This window comes from Paradevosia shaoguanensis, from assembly GCF_016801025.1.
In the GTDB taxonomy this organism is placed as follows: Bacteria; Pseudomonadota; Alphaproteobacteria; order Rhizobiales; family Devosiaceae; genus Paradevosia; species Paradevosia shaoguanensis.
Genome location: NZ_CP068983.1, coordinates 437114 through 454644 on the forward strand (window position 1 = coordinate 437114; position 17531 = coordinate 454644).

18 protein-coding genes and 2 tRNA genes are annotated in these 17531 nt (G+C 62.4%); 8 read left to right on the forward strand and 12 right to left on the reverse strand.

All coding sequences use genetic code 11. From position 1 onward, the window contains the following. Nucleotides 1-112 precede the first annotated feature (112 nt). Nucleotides 113-3181, forward strand: a complete 3069-nt coding sequence (locus tag JNE37_RS02060; RefSeq protein ID WP_203065154.1) for an autotransporter family protein — start codon at nucleotides 113-115, stop codon at nucleotides 3179-3181. 60 nt (nucleotides 3182-3241) lie between these two features. Here the strand turns inward: JNE37_RS02060 and JNE37_RS02065 are convergent, their stop codons facing one another. The 5 genes from JNE37_RS02065 to JNE37_RS02085 form a co-directional block, all read right to left on the reverse strand. Next, nucleotides 3242-4600: a HAMP domain-containing sensor histidine kinase gene (locus JNE37_RS02065; RefSeq protein WP_203065155.1), complete on the reverse strand. Its 1359-nt coding sequence runs from the start codon at nucleotides 4598-4600 to the stop codon at nucleotides 3242-3244. After that, complete coding sequence (locus JNE37_RS02070) at nucleotides 4593-5264, reverse strand: winged helix-turn-helix domain-containing protein (RefSeq protein WP_203065156.1); 672 nt, start codon at nucleotides 5262-5264, stop codon at nucleotides 4593-4595. The genes JNE37_RS02065 and JNE37_RS02070 overlap by 8 nt, the downstream gene beginning before the upstream one ends. A 12-nt stretch (nucleotides 5265-5276) precedes the next feature. Beyond that, on the reverse strand, nucleotides 5277-6062 hold the full coding sequence (locus JNE37_RS02075; RefSeq protein ID WP_203065157.1) for a COG4705 family protein: 786 nt from the start codon (nucleotides 6060-6062) through the stop codon (nucleotides 5277-5279). 10 nt (nucleotides 6063-6072) lie between these two features. Then, complete coding sequence (locus tag JNE37_RS02080) at nucleotides 6073-6360, reverse strand: hypothetical protein (RefSeq protein WP_203065158.1); 288 nt, start codon at nucleotides 6358-6360, stop codon at nucleotides 6073-6075. Nucleotides 6361-6538: 178 nt separating this feature from the next. After that, a tRNA-Gln gene (locus tag JNE37_RS02085) sits at nucleotides 6539-6613 on the reverse strand. Nucleotides 6614-6751: 138 nt separating this feature from the next. Here JNE37_RS02085 and JNE37_RS02090 point away from each other — a divergent pair. Continuing rightward, nucleotides 6752-6828 (forward strand) — tRNA-Pro (locus JNE37_RS02090). A gap of 55 nt (nucleotides 6829-6883) precedes the next feature. Beyond that, on the forward strand, nucleotides 6884-7528 hold the full coding sequence (locus JNE37_RS02095) for a metallophosphoesterase (RefSeq protein ID WP_203065159.1): 645 nt from the start codon (nucleotides 6884-6886) through the stop codon (nucleotides 7526-7528). Here JNE37_RS02095 and JNE37_RS02100 read toward each other — a convergent pair. From JNE37_RS02100 to JNE37_RS02120, 5 genes are read right to left on the reverse strand one after another with little or no spacing between them, the layout of a single operon-like run. After that, nucleotides 7525-9276, reverse strand: a complete 1752-nt coding sequence (locus JNE37_RS02100; RefSeq protein WP_203065160.1) for a SulP family inorganic anion transporter — start codon at nucleotides 9274-9276, stop codon at nucleotides 7525-7527. The two genes, JNE37_RS02095 and JNE37_RS02100, sit on opposite strands and share 4 nt — an antisense overlap. Nucleotides 9277-9282: 6 nt before the next feature. After that, on the reverse strand, nucleotides 9283-9609 hold the full coding sequence (locus JNE37_RS02105; RefSeq protein ID WP_035032730.1) for a protein tyrosine phosphatase family protein: 327 nt from the start codon (nucleotides 9607-9609) through the stop codon (nucleotides 9283-9285). A gap of 16 nt (nucleotides 9610-9625) precedes the next feature. Next, on the reverse strand, nucleotides 9626-10519 hold the full coding sequence (locus JNE37_RS02110; protein ID WP_203065161.1) for an MBL fold metallo-hydrolase: 894 nt from the start codon (nucleotides 10517-10519) through the stop codon (nucleotides 9626-9628). Between the two features lie 12 nt (nucleotides 10520-10531). Further along, nucleotides 10532-10972, reverse strand: a complete 441-nt coding sequence (locus JNE37_RS02115; protein ID WP_203065162.1) for a YeeE/YedE family protein — start codon at nucleotides 10970-10972, stop codon at nucleotides 10532-10534. Continuing rightward, nucleotides 10972-11403, reverse strand: coding sequence for a YeeE/YedE family protein (locus tag JNE37_RS02120; protein WP_203065163.1), 432 nt, complete (start codon nucleotides 11401-11403; stop codon nucleotides 10972-10974). The genes JNE37_RS02115 and JNE37_RS02120 overlap by 1 nt, the downstream gene beginning before the upstream one ends. A 98-nt stretch (nucleotides 11404-11501) precedes the next feature. Here JNE37_RS02120 and JNE37_RS02125 point away from each other — a divergent pair, with 98 nt between their 5' ends. Next, entirely contained in the window at nucleotides 11502-11804 is a 303-nt protein-coding gene (locus JNE37_RS02125; protein ID WP_203065164.1) for an ArsR/SmtB family transcription factor, read from the forward strand. A gap of 4 nt (nucleotides 11805-11808) precedes the next feature. On the opposite strand, the gene JNE37_RS02130 is transcribed toward JNE37_RS02125, so the two are convergent. Together JNE37_RS02130 and JNE37_RS02135 are read right to left on the reverse strand one after the other, a co-directional pair. Continuing rightward, nucleotides 11809-12525 carry a cytochrome c biogenesis CcdA family protein gene (locus tag JNE37_RS02130; protein ID WP_203065165.1) on the reverse strand — a complete coding sequence of 239 codons (717 nt, stop codon included), beginning with the start codon at nucleotides 12523-12525 and terminating at the stop codon, nucleotides 11809-11811. Next, nucleotides 12525-12947: a TlpA family protein disulfide reductase gene (locus JNE37_RS02135; RefSeq protein WP_203065166.1), complete on the reverse strand. Its 423-nt coding sequence runs from the start codon at nucleotides 12945-12947 to the stop codon at nucleotides 12525-12527. The genes JNE37_RS02130 and JNE37_RS02135 overlap by 1 nt, the downstream gene beginning before the upstream one ends. Nucleotides 12948-13150: 203 nt before the next feature. Between JNE37_RS02135 and JNE37_RS02140 the strand changes: the two genes are divergently transcribed. The 4 genes from JNE37_RS02140 (at nucleotide 13151) to JNE37_RS02155 (ending at nucleotide 17497) form a co-directional block, all read left to right on the forward strand. Further along, nucleotides 13151-14071: a sulfurtransferase gene (locus JNE37_RS02140; RefSeq protein WP_035089688.1), complete on the forward strand. Its 921-nt coding sequence runs from the start codon at nucleotides 13151-13153 to the stop codon at nucleotides 14069-14071. Nucleotides 14072-14155: 84 nt separating this feature from the next. After that, complete coding sequence (locus tag JNE37_RS02145; protein WP_203065167.1) at nucleotides 14156-15370, forward strand: YeeE/YedE family protein; 1215 nt, start codon at nucleotides 14156-14158, stop codon at nucleotides 15368-15370. A 295-nt stretch (nucleotides 15371-15665) separates the two neighbouring features. Then, nucleotides 15666-16250: a DUF6969 family protein gene (locus tag JNE37_RS02150; protein WP_203065168.1), complete on the forward strand. Its 585-nt coding sequence runs from the start codon at nucleotides 15666-15668 to the stop codon at nucleotides 16248-16250. A 98-nt stretch (nucleotides 16251-16348) separates the two neighbouring features. After that, complete coding sequence (locus JNE37_RS02155; RefSeq protein ID WP_035032714.1) at nucleotides 16349-17497, forward strand: PA0069 family radical SAM protein; 1149 nt, start codon at nucleotides 16349-16351, stop codon at nucleotides 17495-17497. Nucleotides 17498-17531: the final 34 nt, after the last annotated feature.

Genomic DNA, 17531 nt, shown 5'->3' on the forward strand with positions numbered 1-17531 from the left:
CCGCCTCGAGCAGTTCGACGATTAGCGTGTATTTTCCTGCACATAGCTTGTGCTTTTAAAGATAATCTGATCCATTTGATTGAGCATTGCATCGACTACTTGCGGGGGCAAAGTGGCGAATCCTATCTCGAACCGCGCGTTGCGCGCAGGTTCGCTTTTCTGCGTCGTTTTCATCCAATTTTCTCTTTGTTCAGCCGTCCTTGCGAAGGACGGATTTAATACCTGGACCGGTGCCGCGGGAAACAGCAACTGGAAAGACGTTGATAATTGGGACCTCTTTGTCCCGTTTTACAGCGAGCATACCTATATTCATGAGGGTTCGGTCTCCCTCTACGACTACAATATCGGCGAAAGCTATGCGTTGTTCGTGGATGGCTCAGGCCTAGGACCCGAACTCACCATTCAACCGAACGCTCTCATGCTGACGCAGGACAGTGCCCTGGGCGATAGTCTTGGGAATGCCGGAAGGGCGGTTGTCGATGGCAGCGCCTGGCTCCAAGGGGGGTGGCGCAAGATCGGCGGCCAGGGCACCGGCTCGCTGATTGTCAAGAATGGAGGAGAAATTACCGACTCTACTGCCTGGATCGGCTTCGACTCTGGCTCGGTAGGCTCGGTGGTCATTCGTGACGCCGGCTCTATCTGGAGGAATAGCGAAAAGCTCTGGGTCGGCCGGCTCGGTACCGGAACGCTCGATATTCTTGAAGGCGGGGAAGTCTCTACAGCGACGGAAATCTATCTCGGCGGAACCTCCAGCGGCCGCGGCACCGTGACGGTCGACGGCGACGGGTCCACGCTCTCTTCACGGTCAGCTCTTTTTGTCGGCGGTTCAAATGCGCCGGACATCGATGAAGGTGGGCGGGGCACGCTCGTTGTCAGCAATGGCGGCCATGTGAGTAGTGCGTCGGTCTATGTAGGATATTTTGGTGCGCAGGGTGATGTCACCGTTACGGGGGCTGGATCATTCCTTGACATAACCGGCCCCCTGACCGTGGGTTCGCTATCGGCAGCAGAGGGGACGCTCACCGTCTCAAATGGTGGCAAAGTTCGAATTGCCGGTCCGGTCAATTTCGGTCCCAATACCGGGACTGGCACACTGAATATCGGCGCTGCTGCCGGGCAGGCTGCAAAAGCGCCCGGCACGATCGAGTCGGACGGCTGGATACGAATGGGTACCTCAAGTTCCCTGGTGTTCAACCACACGGGCACCGAGTACGAGTTCGCCTCCTCTCTGTTCGGCGGCACCATAAACCACATCGCCGGCACGACCATTCTGACCGGAGACAATGTCTTTGACCGCCTGCTGCTCAACGGCGGCATCGTCTCGATCAGCTCGGACGTGAACCTCATTGCCCCCGAAATTGTTTTCGGCGGCGGCACGTTGAGAGCAACCGGAAATGTCGCCCTCGACCAATATCAATCTGTTGTCGTCGATGATGCATCCGCACGTTTCGATGTTACCGCTGCGGGCGACTTGACGATCAATGGCCGCATCTCGGGCACCGAGGGGATCATCAAGACCGGCGACGGCACACTGACCCTCGCCGCCTCAGCCCATGATTATCTTGGAGACATCGACGTTCAATCCGGCACATTGGCCGTCAACCGTCGGCTCGGCGGCCTGATCACAGTCGGCGGCCGGCTTGTGGGCGACGGCATCATCCATAGCGCGATCTTGAATGATGGCGCGTCTTTCTCGCCGGGCATGGGCCTTGGCACGATGCACGCCACTGGGGATCTGACCTTCAAGTCGGGCTCCACTTTTGCCGTGCAGGTGGATGCTGCAGGGCGCCATGACCAGGCTTTCGTGGACGGCAGAGTCAGCATCGCGGCGGGAGCGCAACTCGGCGTATCGGCCGCGCCAGGCAGCTATCGATCGACGAACAAGTATACCCTGATGTCTGCGGCTGGCGGCATCGACGGCAGTTTTGGCCTGACATCGAACCTCTATTTTCTCGACGCCCAGCTCAGCCAAACGGGCAACGACCTGGTTCTCAGCCTCATTCGCAACGATCTTCGGGTCAGCTCGGCTGCTCGCAATCCGAACCAGGTCTCTGTCGGTGCAGCTATCGACGGGCTCGGGGTCGGCTTCCCCCTTCTGGATGCTTTCGCGCCCTTAAGCGAAGAGCAGGCCAGCCAGTTACTCCAGCAAATCTCCGGAGAAACTCATGCCAGCGGGCAACAGGTTATCGACGAGACCTTTGCGCTATTCGCCCAGAACCTGACCGGGCGCACCGGCATCACAGGCAGTGGACGCAACAATTCGACCTCGGCAGTTCTCGGTTATGTTGAGGCGGCGCCGGCTTCGGCCGCGATTGCCGCCATGGCTGATGCGATGACTGCGCCCGCCTCGTCCCGGTCTCTCTGGCTGGCACCGGTGGCGGCGACTGGTCGTATCAATGGCACCGACGCAGCGTCCGCACTCGACTGGACGAGCGCTGGCATCACCTTCGGTCTCGAGCAAGCCACGACCGCCAACGGCGCTGATGTGCTGGTGGGCCTTGCTATTGGATATCTGCATGGCAATTCGCATGCCGGGCTTTCCGATACGGCCTCCAACGGTGGTCAACTCGGCGCCTATGGGGCCTTGCACTCCGGCGCTTTCACGCTTTCGGGCAGCGTGTCAGCCGGGCTCAACTCTTCAGAGACAGAACGCCGTATCACGTCCGGCGGACTCGATCTGGTCGCCACAAGCTCGGCTTGGGCCCAGACTTTGGGAACGTCGCTAGAACTGGCCTATGCCCTGCCCCTCGACGATAAAACCACGATCTCGCCGCTGGCGCTTCTCGACGCCGGCTTCGGCCATCGTAGTGCCGTAACCGAAACCGGTGCAGGTGCATTCAATCTCGCGGTGGGAGAAGCATCGTGGGGTCGGCTCGTTCCGGGGCTTGGTGCCGAGGTCAAGCACGAAATCGCCCTCGACGCCGGTACCATCACGGCAACAGCCCGTGCCGCCTGGCAACATTCCCTTCTCGGAGCACCCTCGCAGACCATGGCCTTTGCAGGCACCAACGCGGATTTTTCTGTCCAGGGCGCCTCGGCGGCGGCGGACCGCCTCAATCTGGGGCTGGGTCTGAAATTCCAGACCGACACAAATTTCACGCTCTCCGCCGACTATGCAGGATCGCTCAGCAAAAATTCGAACCAGCATAGCGTTAGACTGGCGGGAATGGGGCAGTTCTGAACTTGGACCAGTATCTGCAGATGCGGACACAGCGATAACCGAGATCGGTCGGGATTGCCGCTATTCGCGGTGCACGAACGCCATCTGAATTCTTAGCCCCGGTTGGTTGTCCGCCAGCGTAATCGTTGCTCCGTGCAAGTCTGCAACCGCCTTTACAAGGCTGAGGCCTAGACCGTTTCCAGGTGTGGTTCTGCTCTTCTCAACACGATACAGGCGATCGAAGACACGAAGCTTGTCACCGTCGGGAATGCCGGGACCGTCATCCGAGACAACGATCCGCGGGCTGCCATCGGCATCGGCGACAGCCAGACGGATCGCGGAGCCCTCCGGGCAGTGGCGGATAGCGTTTTCGACGAGATTGGCCACAGCTTGCGTGAGAAGGTCCTTGTCGCCGGGAACGATGACAGGGCCTGGAGACAGAGCGAGCTCAAGAGTCTGACTGCGCTCGTTGGCGACGGGTTCGTAAGCCTCGGTGACGCGCTCGGCGATGACGCCGATATCTACCGGCGCGAAGCGAGCGCGGCGGGCGCCGGATTCGATCTGGGCGATACGCAGCATCGCCTCAAAGATCGAGTTGACCTGATGGACCTCATGGCGCGCCTCATCGAGGAGCGCAAGGACTTCAGGCTGGCCGTTCGAGGCGTCGCGCGCGTTGTCGAGCGAAATCGACAGGCGGTTGAGCGGCGTCTTGAGTTCGTGAGCGATATCGATACTCACCTGACGCATACCTTCGACAAGGGCCGCCAGGCGGTCGAGCGCGCCGTTCACGTCGGCGGCCAGCGCGTCGATATCGTCGTTGCGGGTGGAGAGAGGGATGCGGGCGTCAAGTTGGCCGCGCGATACCCGCTCCAGGGTTTCGGCAACGCTGTCGAGGCGGCGCTGGCCGCGGATAGCGGTCGCCAAGCCGACGAGCAGGAGCACGAGGACCAGCGCCCCCATGGTCCAGGCGAGCGAGGTGAGGACGATCCAGCCGATGGCGTTGGTTTCGGTCAGGCTGACGCCGACTGCCAGCCGATATTGGCCGATAGGACCGGAGAAGATGCGATAAGTGTCGGAGCGGGCAGCAAGGCCGATTTCTGGGGCTGCCACGGTAGCCCAGCCCTCGCTGGCGGGCAGCATTGGCAAATTGCCGGCAATCTGGCTGCCATCAGGGGCTTCAAGGCGGAAAACCTCGTTCATGCCGACACTGGCGCGCGCGTGGCTGGTGACGAGGTCCGCAAGATCCGTGAGATCGCTGCCGACGAACGACTGCTCGATCACGGAATAGGTATCCACGATATCCCGGTCGAGGCGTGCGTAGAGTGCGTCGTTGATGAGGGAAAAGGCCACCATCCCGGCCAGCGCCAGCGCCAGAAGAAAGGCGAGACCCAGAGCCAGGGTAAGGCGGAATGGCGTGCTCCTGAGCACCGATTTATGCATGGAGGCTATAGCCGGCACTCCGCGCGGTGTGGATGAGGGGCGTTTCGAAGGGCTTGTCGACCTTGGCGCGCAGCCGGCTGATATGGGTTTCGACCACGCTCGTCTGCGGATCGAAATGGAATTCCCAAACCCGCTCCAGCAGCATGGTCTTGGTCACCACGCGCCCCTCGTTGCGCATGAGATATTCGAGGAGCGAGAATTCGCGGGGGAGCAGGTCGATGACAGTGCCGGCCCGCGTACAGGTGCGCCGCACCAGGTCCAGCGCAAGGTCGGCGACTTCGAGCCGGGTCTTCTGGCTCTGTGGCGGCGGGCGACGGGCCAGCGCATTGGCGCGGGCCAGAACCTCCGAAAAGGCGAACGGCTTGACGACATAGTCGTCGCCGCCGGATTCCAGACCTTCGACGCGATCGTCGATCCCGACCATGGCAGTAAGGAAAAGGATGGGCGTGACCACGCCCGAGGCGCGCAATGCCTTGACCAACGAAAGGCCGTCGAGGCCCGGCAGCATGCGATCGACGATCAGCACGTCATAGGGTTCGCGAGTGGCGTGGGCGAGCGCATCGCGCCCGTCCACGAAGACATCGACCACGTGACCGGCCTCAAGGAACCCTTTCCTGAGGTAGTCGGACGTTCGTTTGTCGTCCTCAACGATGAGGATGCGCATCCCGCGGCCTCGTTACGCTTCGCTTTGACGGGAAACCAGTTCGCCGCCTCGTCCTGTGAAGCTCATATAGACCACGATGGCCACGATTGCCGCCAGGAAGATGAAGCTGGTCACCACCGTGCCGAGGCCGAGACCGCCATATTCCATCGGCTGGGACAGGAGATCGCCGAAGGATGCGCCGAGCGGACGGGTCAGGATGTAGGCCAGCCAGAACGAGAGCACGGCGTCGATCCTGAGCACGAAATAGCCGAAGGCGATCACCCCGATAATGAGTGCGAAAAGCAGCCCGGTATTGAGATAGCCGACATCGAACTTCTCGGCGACCAGATCGCCCACCGCCGTCCCGAGGGCGAAGGTGAGGAGGATGGCGATCCAGTAGAACACCTCGCGGCGGGTCGTGATGATCGTGTGGATCGAAAGCGTCTTTTCGCTCCCGTACCAAAGGGCAAAGGTGATGGCGAGCAGGATCGCCGTGACGATGGCGGTCGTCTGCAGCGGGACGCCGAGATTATCGACGAGGTTATCGGTGAGCAGGGTGCCCACCACGCTCACGAGCACCACGGCGAACCAGTAATAGAACGGCACGTAGCGCTTCTGCATGAACTGCAGGACGATCGCTATGGCAAGGATGCCCGTCATGAGCAGGGAGGTGAGCTGCAAACCGAGGCCGAGATTGAGGGCCAGGAAATCGGCAGCGGTCTCGCCGACTGTGACGGCAAGCAGCTTGATGACCCAGAAACTCGGCGTGGGTTGCGGCACGCGGTTGTAGGCGCCGGCGGCGAGCGGCATGCTGGACATTTTCGAACCCTCACTTGAGCAGCGCGAAAGCGTCCGCGAAGAAACCATCGGCCCGCTTGTCATCGTCGGCGTTGCAGCGATCCATGCCCTTGTTGACCAGCTCGTCATACTTGGCCTGGTCGGTCGGGTGCTGGGTGGTTGCCAGCGCGCGTAGGGCCTTGAGGGCATCTTCGCACGGTACCGGACTGCCATCGGCATTGGTGACCGCGAAAGCCGCGCTAGCCGCCATTGCAGGCGTCAGCGCTGCGGCCGGAGCGACGAGAGTGGCGATCAGAAGGGCGGTGGCGAACTTGCGCATTTGAGATCTCCTTGGGGCCGGAATGGCCATCAAAGAAGATCGTGCGAGCGCAGGATCACGGTTTCCTGCAACCGGCTATACAGATCTGTAAAGATTCCGCGGTCGAGGGACCGATATGAGTCGTCGAACAGACAACCTGACCTTGGAATTCAAGGCTTTCCGCGATTTCCCTGGAAACTGGCTGGGGCGCTAGGATTCGAACCTAGGAATGGCGGTACCAAAAACCGCTGCCTTACCACTTGGCGACGCCCCAACGAGCGCGGTTCCTACACGGTTTGCCCGCCGCGTGCAACAGAGTGGATAACCAGTGCAATCTCGGCTTGAACTGCACAAAGAGCGCGGTTATATACCCCGCACCGGGCCACCCGAACCCGGACGTCTAACGGCTTGGCGGAGTATAGCGCAGCCTGGTAGCGCACCTGCTTCGGGAGCAGGGGGTCGCGTGTTCGAATCACGCTACTCCGACCATTTAAGCGGGGGCCAGTGGCCCCCGCTTCCCTTTCCGGCCAACGTTTCCGTCAAAATGAGCAAGACCTTCGTCGTCTCGGATCTGCATGGACGCTTCGATCTCTTCGAGGCTGCCCTCGCGCGAATCTCGACCTATTGCCCGCAGGGTACGATCGTCTTCACCGGAGACTATGTGGATCGCGGGCCGGACAGCCGCCGGATCATCCAGGCACTCAAGGCCGGGCCGAGCGAAGCCTGGCGCTGGATCACGCTCAAGGGCAACCACGAGGAAATGATGGTTCGCGCCGAACATGATTCGCGCGAACGCGAGCGCTGGCTGGCCAATGGCGGATTGGCGACGTTGGCTTCCTATGACGGCGCCATATCGACCGAAGACCTCACCTGGGCGGCGAAGCTGCCGATCTATTTCAAGGATGCTCATCGCATCTACGTGCACGCCGGCGTAGATTCGGCCACGCCGGTGGAAAAGCAGGATGCGGCCACTCTGCTCTGGCTGCGCTATCCACCCGGGAGCGATATCGACTATCCGGGCTTCCACATCGTCCATGGGCATACGCCCAACCCCGATGGGCCCGAGCTCTATCGTGGGCGCAGCAATCTCGACACGTTGGCAGTGCGGACGGGGCGGCTGGTGGTCGGCGTGTTCGATGACGATCGCCCGGGCGGTCCGGGCGACCTTATCGAAATTCTTTCGCGCTAGAGTTTTGCGGCAAGCGCGGCTTCTGGCGGCTCATTATCCTGTCGCGAAGCGGTGGCCGCCTGCATGGCGTGGTGCTGGCTCAGATGCACGCGACCTTCGAGGCGATCCAGGAACTCGGTGCCGATAAGCCGATCCATGACCGGGCCCTTGACCTCGGAGAGGTGCAACCGCACGCCCATGTCGCTCAGCTGCAGACGGATCGATTCAAGGCTCTCGAGAGCGGACATGTCGATGGCGTTGATCGCCGAGCACATCAGCACAACGTCGGTGACTTCCGGGTTCGAGGCCACCTGCCCGTAGATCAGGTCTTCCAGATAGCGCGCATTGGCGAAATAGAGGCTTTCGTCCACGCGTATCGAAAGAATGCCCGGGATGGTTTCGACGGCATGTCGCTTGACGTTGCGATAATGCTCGGTGCCGGGCACGCGGCCGACAATGGCGGCATGAGGCTTGGAGGAGCGATAGAGGAAGACGAGGATGGAGGTGCCGACCCCGAGCACGATTCCGACTTCGACGCCAAGCAGCAGCGTGCCGGCGATGGTGACGGCCACCGCAGCAAAGTCGGTCCTTGAATAAGACCAGGCACGCTTGAGCATGCCGAAATCGACCAGCGTCAGCACTGCGATGACGATCGTGGCGGAAAGGGTCGCCTTGGGCAGCACAGCCAGGAAAGGTGTCAACAACAGGGTCGCCCCGGCGATGCCAATTGCCGTGAATGCACCGGCTGCCGGCGTTGCGGCACCAGCATCGAAATTGACGACCGAGCGGGCGAAGCCGCCCGTCACAGGATAGCCGCCGCCGATGCCGGCGGCGATATTGGCGGCGCCCAGCGCAATCAGCTCCTGGTTCGGTTCGATGCGCTCGCGGCGCTTGGCCGCGAGTGTCTGCGCCACCGAAACGGATTCGACAAAGCCAACAATGGAGATGATGAGCGCGGGAAGCGCCAGCGCCTCGACCAAATCGAGCGAGAAGTGCGGCACGGCAAGGACAGGCAGGCCCTGTGGCACGTCACCGACCAGCGCCACGCCTTTTCCGTCCAGATCGAAGGCGACCGAAAGCGCCATGGTTAGAAAGATCACGAAGACCGGACCCGAGCGCACGATGACCTTGGCGACACCTTTACCCAAGCCGAAACGCTCGAGCCAGTTGCGCAAGTCGAGGCGAATCCACAGCAGCAGAGCCAGCGACAAAAGGCCTATGCCGAGCGTGTAGTAGTTGATGTGGCCGATATTGGCGAAGATCGAGGCCAGCAGCTCCGGCATGGCATGGCCATCCGACTTGATGCCGAGCAACCCGCCGATCTGGCTGGTCGCAATGATGATCCCCGATGCGGTGATGAAGCCAGAGATGACGGGGTGTGAAAGAAAGTTGGCGATGAAGCCGAGCCGGAAAAGGCCCATCAACGCCAGCATTCCACCCGACAACAGCGCGAGGACAATGGCGGCGCTGGTGTAGTCGGCCGTGCCCTGCGCGGCCAGCCGGCCGATGGCGGCGGCCGTCATCAGCGAGACGACGGCAACCGGCCCGACGGCAAGTGCGGAGGACGTGCCGAAAATCGCATAGGCGACCAGCGGCAGGATCGATGCGTAGAGCCCCACTTCCGGCGGCAACCCGGCGAGCAGCGCATAGGCCAGGGATTGCGGGATGAGCATGATGGTGACGATGACCGCAGCCACCAGGTCGCTCCCCAACGTCTGGCGGTCATAGCGCCGCCCCCAGGTGAGGATCGGAAAGAAGCTCTTGAGCATCGCGAACTATCTGTTGATGGCCGCGTAGAGTGAACCAGCGCGAGCGCCGGAGCGGCAATAGCCCAGAACGGGGCGTTCGAATTCGGCCATGGCCTGTTCGAAGCGGATGAGCTGCCCTTCACCGGCCATGCCCGAAACCGGGATGTGCACGGCCTTGAGCCCGTGGCGCTCGGCTTCGGCGGCGACGGCGGCAAAGCTGGGCTGGCCCGGCTCTTCGTCATCCGGTCGTGCACAGACGATGGCCTTGAAGCCGGCCTTGGCGATGGCGTCGATATCTGAGGGCAGAATCTGCCCCGTGATCGAGAATTGCTCGTCGATCTTGCGGATATTCATAGCGGTACTTTTCTGGCTAGAGGCCGTTCACCGGCACCTTGAGGAAAACATTGCCGTCGTCATCCTTGGGTGGCAGGCGCCCTGCCCGCATGTTCACCTGCAGCGACGGGATGATGAGACGCGGCATTGCCAGGGTCGCGTCGCGGGCTTCGCGCATGGCGACGAACGCGTCTTCGGTCGTATCCTTGCCAACATGGATATTGTGCTCGCGCTCGTCCGCGACCGTGGTCTCCCACTGGATGTCGCGACCGTTCGGGCCGTAGTCGTGGCACATGAAGAGGCGCATCTCGCGCGGGAGGGACAGCACGCGCTGGATCGAGCGATAGAGCGTGCGGGCATCGCCGCCGGGGAAGTCGGCACGGGCCGAGCCACCATCGGGCATGAACAGCGTGTCGCCGACAAAGGCGGCATCGCCCACCACATGGGTCATGCAGGCCGGCGTGTGGCCCGGCGTGTGCATCACATGGGCGGTCAGCGTGCCGATCTTGTAGCTGTCGCCATCCTTGAACAGACGGTCGAACTGGCTGCCGTCGCGCTGGAACTCGGTACCTTCGTTGAAGATCTTGCCGAAGGTATCCTGGACGATGGTGATGTTCTCACCGATCCCCAGCTTGCCGCCGAGCTTGCCCTGGATGTAGGGCGCTCCGGACAGGTGGTCGGCGTGGACATGGGTCTCGATCAGCCATTCGAGCTTGAGGTTTTGCTCGCGGATATAGGCGATGATCCGATCGGCACCGTCATAAGTAATGCGACCAGCGGCGTAGTCGATGTCCATCACCGAATCGATCACGGCGCAGGCATCGGACGACGGATCCTTGACCACGTAGCTGATCGTGTTGGTCGGCGCGTCGAAGAACGCCGTTACTTCCGGCTTGATGGAAAGGTCGGGGGTGAAAGGGACCGAGCTCATATCTTTCTCCTGTCACGCAGTCTTGGGCGTACGCGGGTCGAGCACGCTTCTGGCCAACCGGGCCAGCGCCATGCCTACGGCCATCGCGGCCACGAAAATCCAGGCGGAACTCTCGCCCAAACCGAGGGCCGGGATCGCGCCGCCCGGGCAGAACCCTGTTATACCCCATCCAATACCGAATAGGGCGGAACCTGCAATGAGCGGAACGTCTATCGTCCGCCGAGTCGGCAGGTGGAAGCGGGTGTCGAGAATCGGTCGCGGCCTGGCCAGGACAAAGCGATAGCCGATGGCCGTTACTGCCAGCGCGCCAGCCATCACGAAGGCAAGCGAGGGATCCCAATTGCCCGCGATATCGAAGAAATTGAGGACCTTGGCTGGGTTGATCATACCGGAGATGGCGATACCCATGCCGAAGACGATGCCGATCAACCCGGCCATGACGACGCGTCCCATCAGAAGGCTCCCAGGACGTGGCGCGCGACATAGACGGTCGCGAATGCTGCCAGCATGAAAGTTGCGGTCGCGACGATGGAGCGCGACGAAAGCCGGGCAATTCCGCATACACCGTGTCCGGACGTGCAACCGCCGCCAAACGAAACGCCGATGCCGACCACAATCCCGCCGACGATGAGTAGTGGGACTGGTACGATGTTCGTGAAGCTCACCGCCTGCCCCGAGACTGCGAGGACAAGAACCGGGGCGATGATCGCGCCCACCAGAAAGGCTGCTCGCCAGCCCCAGTCGCCCGCTATCGGGCGGAGGGCGCCGGCAAGAATGCCGGTCATCCCAGCGATCCGGCCGTGGAAAGCCATCAACAGCACAGCCGAGAGGCCTATCAGCATGCCGCCCGCCAGCGCGGGAAGCGGCGTGAACTCGGTCAGCATTGCGGGTTCACCTCGAAGACCATCATTCGCTCCTTGAAACACGCGTCGATCGCGTAGATATTGCTATTACGCATATTCGTATATTAGAACTTTCTAATATGATCAAGATGGAAATCGCAAAACTTGAGAGCAAGGCGGAGGAAGCCACGGTCCTGCTGACCGCCATGGCCAATCCCAAGCGGCTGCTCATCCTGTGCGAATTGCTGAATGGCGAGAGAAATGTCAGCGAACTGGGGGAAAAGGTCGGGCTGGCGCAGTCGCCGCTTTCCCAGCACCTCTCAAAGCTGCGCGCCTGGAACATGGTCAAGACCCGGCGCGACGGGCAGCAAGTCTACTACACCATCGCCTCGGATGAAGTGCGGCAGGTGATCGAGACGCTTTATCGCATCTACTGCGCCTGAACCGTCAGGGCTTCGGCTCCCAACCCGTGAGCGCCAATTCCCAATTCGGGAACCAGGTCAGGAGCTGCACCTGGATCGCGCGGTCCCAGCCGAACCAGATCGCCAGGCCGGTCAGCACCAATAGGCCACCCATTACCTTCTGGATCAGTTCGGCATTGGCCTGGAACCAGCCGAGCCTCTTCACCAGCTTGCGGCCGCCGAAGACGATGGCCGCCATGGGCAGCGCCGTGCCGAGCGAGAAGGCCAGCGTGACGGCGAGCGCGCCAGCATTGACCTGCTGATTGAGCGCCAGGGTGATGACCGAGGCCATGATCGGTCCCACGCAAGGGCTCCAGGCCAGCCCCAGCCCGGCGCCCGCAGCAAACCCGCCACCGAACCCGTCGCCGGGGCCACCTGCCGGCACGAGCCGGGCCAGGGAACCCGCCAGCCGTTCGAAGGCGCCATGCAGCACAGGCACAATCAGCGTCAGACCAAGGACGATCAACACAACGGCCGCAAGCGTCCGGTTGAGATCTGGAGGCACGCCCAGCGAACGCACCAGAAAGCTCAGCGCAAGCGTTGCGAGCGTAAAGGTGCCGACGAAGCCGACGATGACTCCGAACGGGCGCGCCCTGCCCTCCTGCGTCGACACCGCCAGTATGACCGGAAGCAGCGGCAGCACGCACGGCGAGAGCACCGTGACGATGCCTGCCACGAAAGCAAAAAGGACGGTAGGAAGCATCAGGAAGCGGTATTGGCGTTCAGGCCATCCACTCCGCCGCTATTCCAGGATTTGACACCCTGCGCTTTGCTGTCGAGCAGCACGAAGGTGTCCTGGTAGGTCACGCCATACTTGCTCTTGAGCGCCGCCTCCTTGTCGTAGTCGGCGATCACCAGCGTCAGGTCGGGATTCACTTCGGACCAGCGAGCGTTGAGCTCGGTGACCGTCGCGCGGCAATTCGGGCACCAGCTGGCGAAGAAAAACACCACCGTCTTGCCCTTGGCGGCAAGCGCATCGAGTTGCGCTTCATTCTCGAAGGAAAGCACCACTGCTCCCGGCGCTGCCTGCTCCGCGGCGGGCGGCGCAGCTTGCGCAAGCACGACCGTATGCAACCCTAAGGTTGCCAAAATCACGAAGGCCAAACGAAGCAATTTCTGGGGCATAGGCGGATATCCAAAGAACGGGGTGCATTATTCCAGCCCCGTCGGATGTGGGAAATCGCTCGCCGAGAACAATCCTTCGCTCAAAACCCGAGCAGCTAGATAGATTTTTCCTCCCGGCTTCCCGCTTTGGATGGCTATCAGCCGAACGCGAAAGCGCAGCGTGCCACAATGGCTCAACATTCTTCCACTGTGGGAACTTTCAAATGCGCCTGTCTTTCCTGGGCACCCTCGCTGCCGTCGCCCTCGTGTCCGTCGCCCCGGCCTATGCCGAACGTCTGACCGACAAGCCGCTGGTCGACTCCGCCTGGCTCGCCGAGCATCTCGGCAACAAGAGCCTCGTGGTCATCGACATTCGCGATGCCGTCGAAGGCAAGAACCCCTACGACGCCGGCCACGTGCCGGGTGCGGTCAACGCCAGGTATTCCGAATACGGCTGGCGCACCACGGTCAACAACATCCCCGGCATGCTTCCGCCCACCGAGCAGATCCAGGGCCTGATCGCCAATCTCGGCGTCAACAATGACAGCCAGGTCGTCATCATCCCGGCCGGCACCAATGCCTCCGAATTCGGCGGCGCCACTCGCGTCTACTGGACCTTCAAGGTTCTCGGCCACGACGCCGTGACCATTCTCGATGGCGGCTATGCTGCCTGGACGAAGGCCAATCAGCAGGTTTCGACCGACGCGACCACTGCCGCTGCCGGCGACTTCAAGGCCGAGTTCCGTCCGGAACTTCTCGCCGACGTCAAGGAGGTGACCGACGCCATCGCGAGCGACGTCAACCTGATCGATGCCCGTTCGGTGGCCCAGTTCATCGGCAAGGAAAAGACCAACACCGTCCAGAAGCTCGGCACGGTGCCCTCGGCCGTCAACATCAACTTCGACCAGTTCTATCACCCGGACGTGCCGTCCTTCGCCAACGCCACCGAGATCGCCGAACTCGTGAAGGCAGCGGGCGTCGCGACCGACAATGGTCTCATCACCTTCTGCAATACCGGCCATCTCGCCTCGATCGCCTGGTTCGGCCTGTCTGAAGTCGAAGGCATCAAGAATGTGCGCCTCTACGACGGCTCCATGTCCCAGTGGACCGCCGATCCGGCGCGCCCCGTGGTCGCCAGCAACTGACGCGCTTTTCTCGCGCGCAATATTGCCAACACCTGTTATCGTCCGGGCCGACGCGCCCGGACTTCCTCACTTAGGAATACTTGAATGACCGACGCCACAGCGGGCTCAATTCCCCGCAAGCCGCTCATCCAGTTGGATAGAGGCCCCGTCGCGGTCACCAGTGCGGCCCTGGTCGCAGGCACGCTGGTCATCGCGCAACTCGTGGACATCCGCCAGGCCGTGCTTTTCCTCGTCGGCGCCCTCATGGGCCTGACGCTCTACCATGCCTCGTTCGGGTTTACCGGTGGCTGGCGGCGTCTAGTCGTTGAGAAGCGCGGTAACGCCATGCGCGCGCAGATGCTCATGATCGGCGTTGCTGCACTCGTCTTCATTCCGCTGCTCACGCTGGGCAATCCCTTCGGCCAGCCGCTCGCCGGTGCGACGGCGCCGGTGGGCGTCTCGGTACTCGTCGGCGCGGCGATCTTCGGGCTGGGCATGCAGCTCGGCGGCGGGTGCGGCTCGGGCACGCTCTTCACGGTCGGTGGCGGCTCGTCGCGTATGCTCGTCACGCTGCTGTTCTTCATCGTTGGCGCGGTGTTGGGCACCGCCCACCTCCCCTGGTGGCTGACCCAGCCGTCGCTGCCGGCCATCAGCCTCGGCGCCAATCTTGGCGTGCCGCTGGCGCTCCTCGTCACCTTTGGCGGTCTTGCCGCGGTGGCATGGGTCACGGTTCTTGTCGAGAAGCGCGCCCATGGCTCGCTTGAGAAACCCAAGGCACCCTCGACCACGGGGCTCCAGCGCCTGTTGCGCGGCCCCTGGCCCCTGGTCGGAGCCGGCCTGCTTCTCGCGCTCCTCAACATCGCAACGCTCCTCATTGCCGGCCATCCATGGTCGATCACCTATGGTTTCGGCCTCTGGGGCGCCAAGGTCGCACAGGCTATCGGCGTGCCGGTGGCTTCCTGGGAATTCTGGACGTGGCCGGCGCAGGCCAAGGCTCTGCAGGCTAGCGTGCTCGAAGACGTCACCTCGGTGATGGATTTCGGCATCATCCTCGGCGCCGCGCTTGCGGCCGGGCTCGCCGGCAAGTTTGCCCCGCGCGTAGCCGTGCCGTTCCTTTCCCTGCTTGCCGCCGCCATTGGTGGCGTGCTCATGGGCTACGGGGCTCGGCTCTCTTTCGGCTGCAATATCGGCGCGCTGTTCAGCGGCATCGCCTCTGGCAGCGTCCATGGCTGGCTCTGGTTCGCCGCCGCCTTCGTGGGCAGCCTTCTGGGCATCTACCTGCGCCCGGTCTTCGGTATGGATGGGTTCAAGTCCAAATGAGTGCACGCAACACGCTTCTCTTCGGCGGCGTCTTCCTCGTCGCCACCGCCGCTGTGGCGGCCGACCACGTAGCGGCGACCGCCCGTGCGCCGGTGCCTGCCGCCGCTGCTGCAGCCAATCCATGCGCTGCCGGCAATCCTTGTGCCGCGTCCAGCCCATGCGCGGCATCTTCCCCCTGTGCTGCAGCATCGCCCTGCTCAGCCGCAGCTCCGGCGACCGTCGCAGCGCCTTGCGCTGCCGCCGCTCCCGCTGCGGCCCCTTGCGCGGCGGCCAATCCGTGCGCCGCCGGGGCACAATGATGGACGACGAGCGCAGCCGCGCCCTGCAGGAAGCTCTGTTCTGCGAGAGCGTTCTCGCCAAGTCCGGCGAGAACGTCCTTTCGGAAACGCTGCGCGGTGCGCCGGTTACTGCCTGGTCCCACTACCCGGCGGGCGATATCTTCGACCCCGACACCGGCGCCCAATGGTATTATCACTGCCATGTTCCACCGGCCGACGAAACTGAGCACGGGCACTTCCACTGCTTCGTCCGCCCCGATGGCCCCAAGGGGCCGGTGCACCATCTGATCGCCGTTGGCGTGGATCCCTTCGGACGCCTCCACCGTCTCTTTACCGTCAACCAATGGGTCGTTGGCGATACCTGGCTGGACGCGGAGGCGACCATCGCTCTGCTGCCCCGCTTCGATGTGCATTTCTCCAAGCCGTCCTACCTCGTCAACCGCTGGCTGACGGCGGTCGTTCGCCACTTCCAGCCCGAGATTGAAACGCTCATCCGGGAGCGCGATGCAGTACTCGCCGGTCACATCGCGCCCCAAGGCGTAGCCGTGCGGGAAGATCGCCAACTCGAAGTCACCTCCTCCCTCCCCGCCAGCCTGGGCTAGCGTATCGCAGCGTTTGTTCTTTATTTGTTCTCATTTCCGAGCTATCCCTAACGGGACGTTACCGAGGCGACGATTCGCTTTCGGAAAGGAGAATTCAAATGGCGCTCTATCAGGCTCCATCCTTCGATGCGCTCGAGAAGCTGGCCAAGACGCGAGACGCCGACCTCGTCAACCGGCAGTTGGTCGATCCCGGCCAGAACCGCGGGCGCGGCGCGCAGAGCAACGTCGTCGGCCGCTTCGAAAAGCACACGCGTGAGACGTTCGATGACGGCTGGGACAATGTCGACCCACTGCCGATCTTCGAGACTATTGAGCATATCGAGCGCGCCAAGACGGTCATTGCGCGCAACGAAAGCCCCGATATCGGCTTCGACCGCTCGATCAATCCCTATCGCGGCTGCGAACATGGCTGCATCTACTGCTTCGCGCGGCAGACGCATGCCTATCTCGGCCATTCGGCAGGCCTCGATTTCGAGCGCGATATCTATGTGAAGGTGAACGCCGCCGAGGCGCTGCGGGCGGAGCTTTCAAGCCCGCGCTACAAGGTCAAGCCGATCGCGATCGGCACCAATACCGACCCGTACCAGCCCGCGGAGCGCAAGCACAAGATCATGCGCTCGATACTCGAAGTGCTGCTCGAAACCCGCCATCCGGTGACGATAACGACCAAGTCGGCGCTGATCGTGCGCGACCTCGATATTCTTACCGAACTTGCCCGGCTGAACCTGGTGCGCGTGGCACTCTCCGTGACTACGCTCGATCACAAGCTTGCCCGCAAGATGGAGCCGCGCGCCTCCACGCCTTCCAAGCGGCTCGAAGCCATCCGGCTGCTCTCGGAAGCGGGCGTGCCTACCGCCATCATGGCCGCACCGATGATCCCGGCCATCAACGACATGGAGCTCGAACGCATCCTCGATGCCGGCGCGGCACAAGGCGCCAAGGGCGCCGGGATGATCCTGGTGCGTCTTCCGGGCGAAGTTCGTGATCTCTTCCGAGAATGGCTGCTGCGCCACTTCCCCGATCGCGTCCGTCACGTTCTCAGTCTCGTCCGCGATGTTCGCGATGGCCGGGACAACGATCCGCGTTGGGGCACGCGCTTTACCGGCGAAGGTCCTTATGCCGTGCTTCTCCGCCAACGCTACGAAAAGGCGGTCGAACGCTACGGCCTCAACCAGAAGGTCCCGCCGCTGCGGAACGATCTTTTCGCTCCCGCAAAGCCCGAAGACAATCAGCTTTCGCTGTTTTGACTGTGGCAAAGGCGGCTTGGTTCTCTCCGCTGCA

Bases quoted from the DNA above. Each gene is read 5' to 3' on its own strand.
- JNE37_RS02105 (WP_035032730.1), bottom strand. From the start codon at position 9,609: ATGAATATCCGCAAGATCGACGAGCAATTCTCGATCACGGGGCAGATT.
- JNE37_RS02065 (WP_203065155.1), bottom strand. From the start codon at position 4,600: ATGCATAAATCGGTGCTCAGGAGCACGCCATTCCGCCTTACCCTGGCT.
- JNE37_RS02095 (WP_203065159.1), top strand. From the start codon at position 6,884: ATGAGCAAGACCTTCGTCGTCTCGGATCTGCATGGACGCTTCGATCTC.
- JNE37_RS02075 (WP_203065157.1), bottom strand. From the start codon at position 6,062: ATGTCCAGCATGCCGCTCGCCGCCGGCGCCTACAACCGCGTGCCGCAA.
- JNE37_RS02100 (WP_203065160.1), bottom strand. From the start codon at position 9,276: ATGCTCAAGAGCTTCTTTCCGATCCTCACCTGGGGGCGGCGCTATGAC.
- JNE37_RS02110 (WP_203065161.1), bottom strand. From the start codon at position 10,519: ATGAGCTCGGTCCCTTTCACCCCCGACCTTTCCATCAAGCCGGAAGTA.
- JNE37_RS02070 (WP_203065156.1), bottom strand. From the start codon at position 5,264: ATGCGCATCCTCATCGTTGAGGACGACAAACGAACGTCCGACTACCTC.
- JNE37_RS02135 (WP_203065166.1), bottom strand. From the start codon at position 12,947: ATGCCCCAGAAATTGCTTCGTTTGGCCTTCGTGATTTTGGCAACCTTA.
- JNE37_RS02145 (WP_203065167.1), top strand. From the start codon at position 14,156: ATGACCGACGCCACAGCGGGCTCAATTCCCCGCAAGCCGCTCATCCAG.
- JNE37_RS02115 (WP_203065162.1), bottom strand. From the start codon at position 10,972: ATGGGACGCGTCGTCATGGCCGGGTTGATCGGCATCGTCTTCGGCATG.
- JNE37_RS02155 (WP_035032714.1), top strand. From the start codon at position 16,349: ATGGCGCTCTATCAGGCTCCATCCTTCGATGCGCTCGAGAAGCTGGCC.
- JNE37_RS02125 (WP_203065164.1), top strand. From the start codon at position 11,502: ATGATCAAGATGGAAATCGCAAAACTTGAGAGCAAGGCGGAGGAAGCC.
- JNE37_RS02080 (WP_203065158.1), bottom strand. From the start codon at position 6,360: ATGCGCAAGTTCGCCACCGCCCTTCTGATCGCCACTCTCGTCGCTCCG.
- JNE37_RS02140 (WP_035089688.1), top strand. From the start codon at position 13,151: ATGCGCCTGTCTTTCCTGGGCACCCTCGCTGCCGTCGCCCTCGTGTCC.
- JNE37_RS02120 (WP_203065163.1), bottom strand. From the start codon at position 11,403: ATGCTGACCGAGTTCACGCCGCTTCCCGCGCTGGCGGGCGGCATGCTG.
- JNE37_RS02130 (WP_203065165.1), bottom strand. From the start codon at position 12,525: ATGCTTCCTACCGTCCTTTTTGCTTTCGTGGCAGGCATCGTCACGGTG.
- JNE37_RS02150 (WP_203065168.1), top strand. From the start codon at position 15,666: ATGATGGACGACGAGCGCAGCCGCGCCCTGCAGGAAGCTCTGTTCTGC.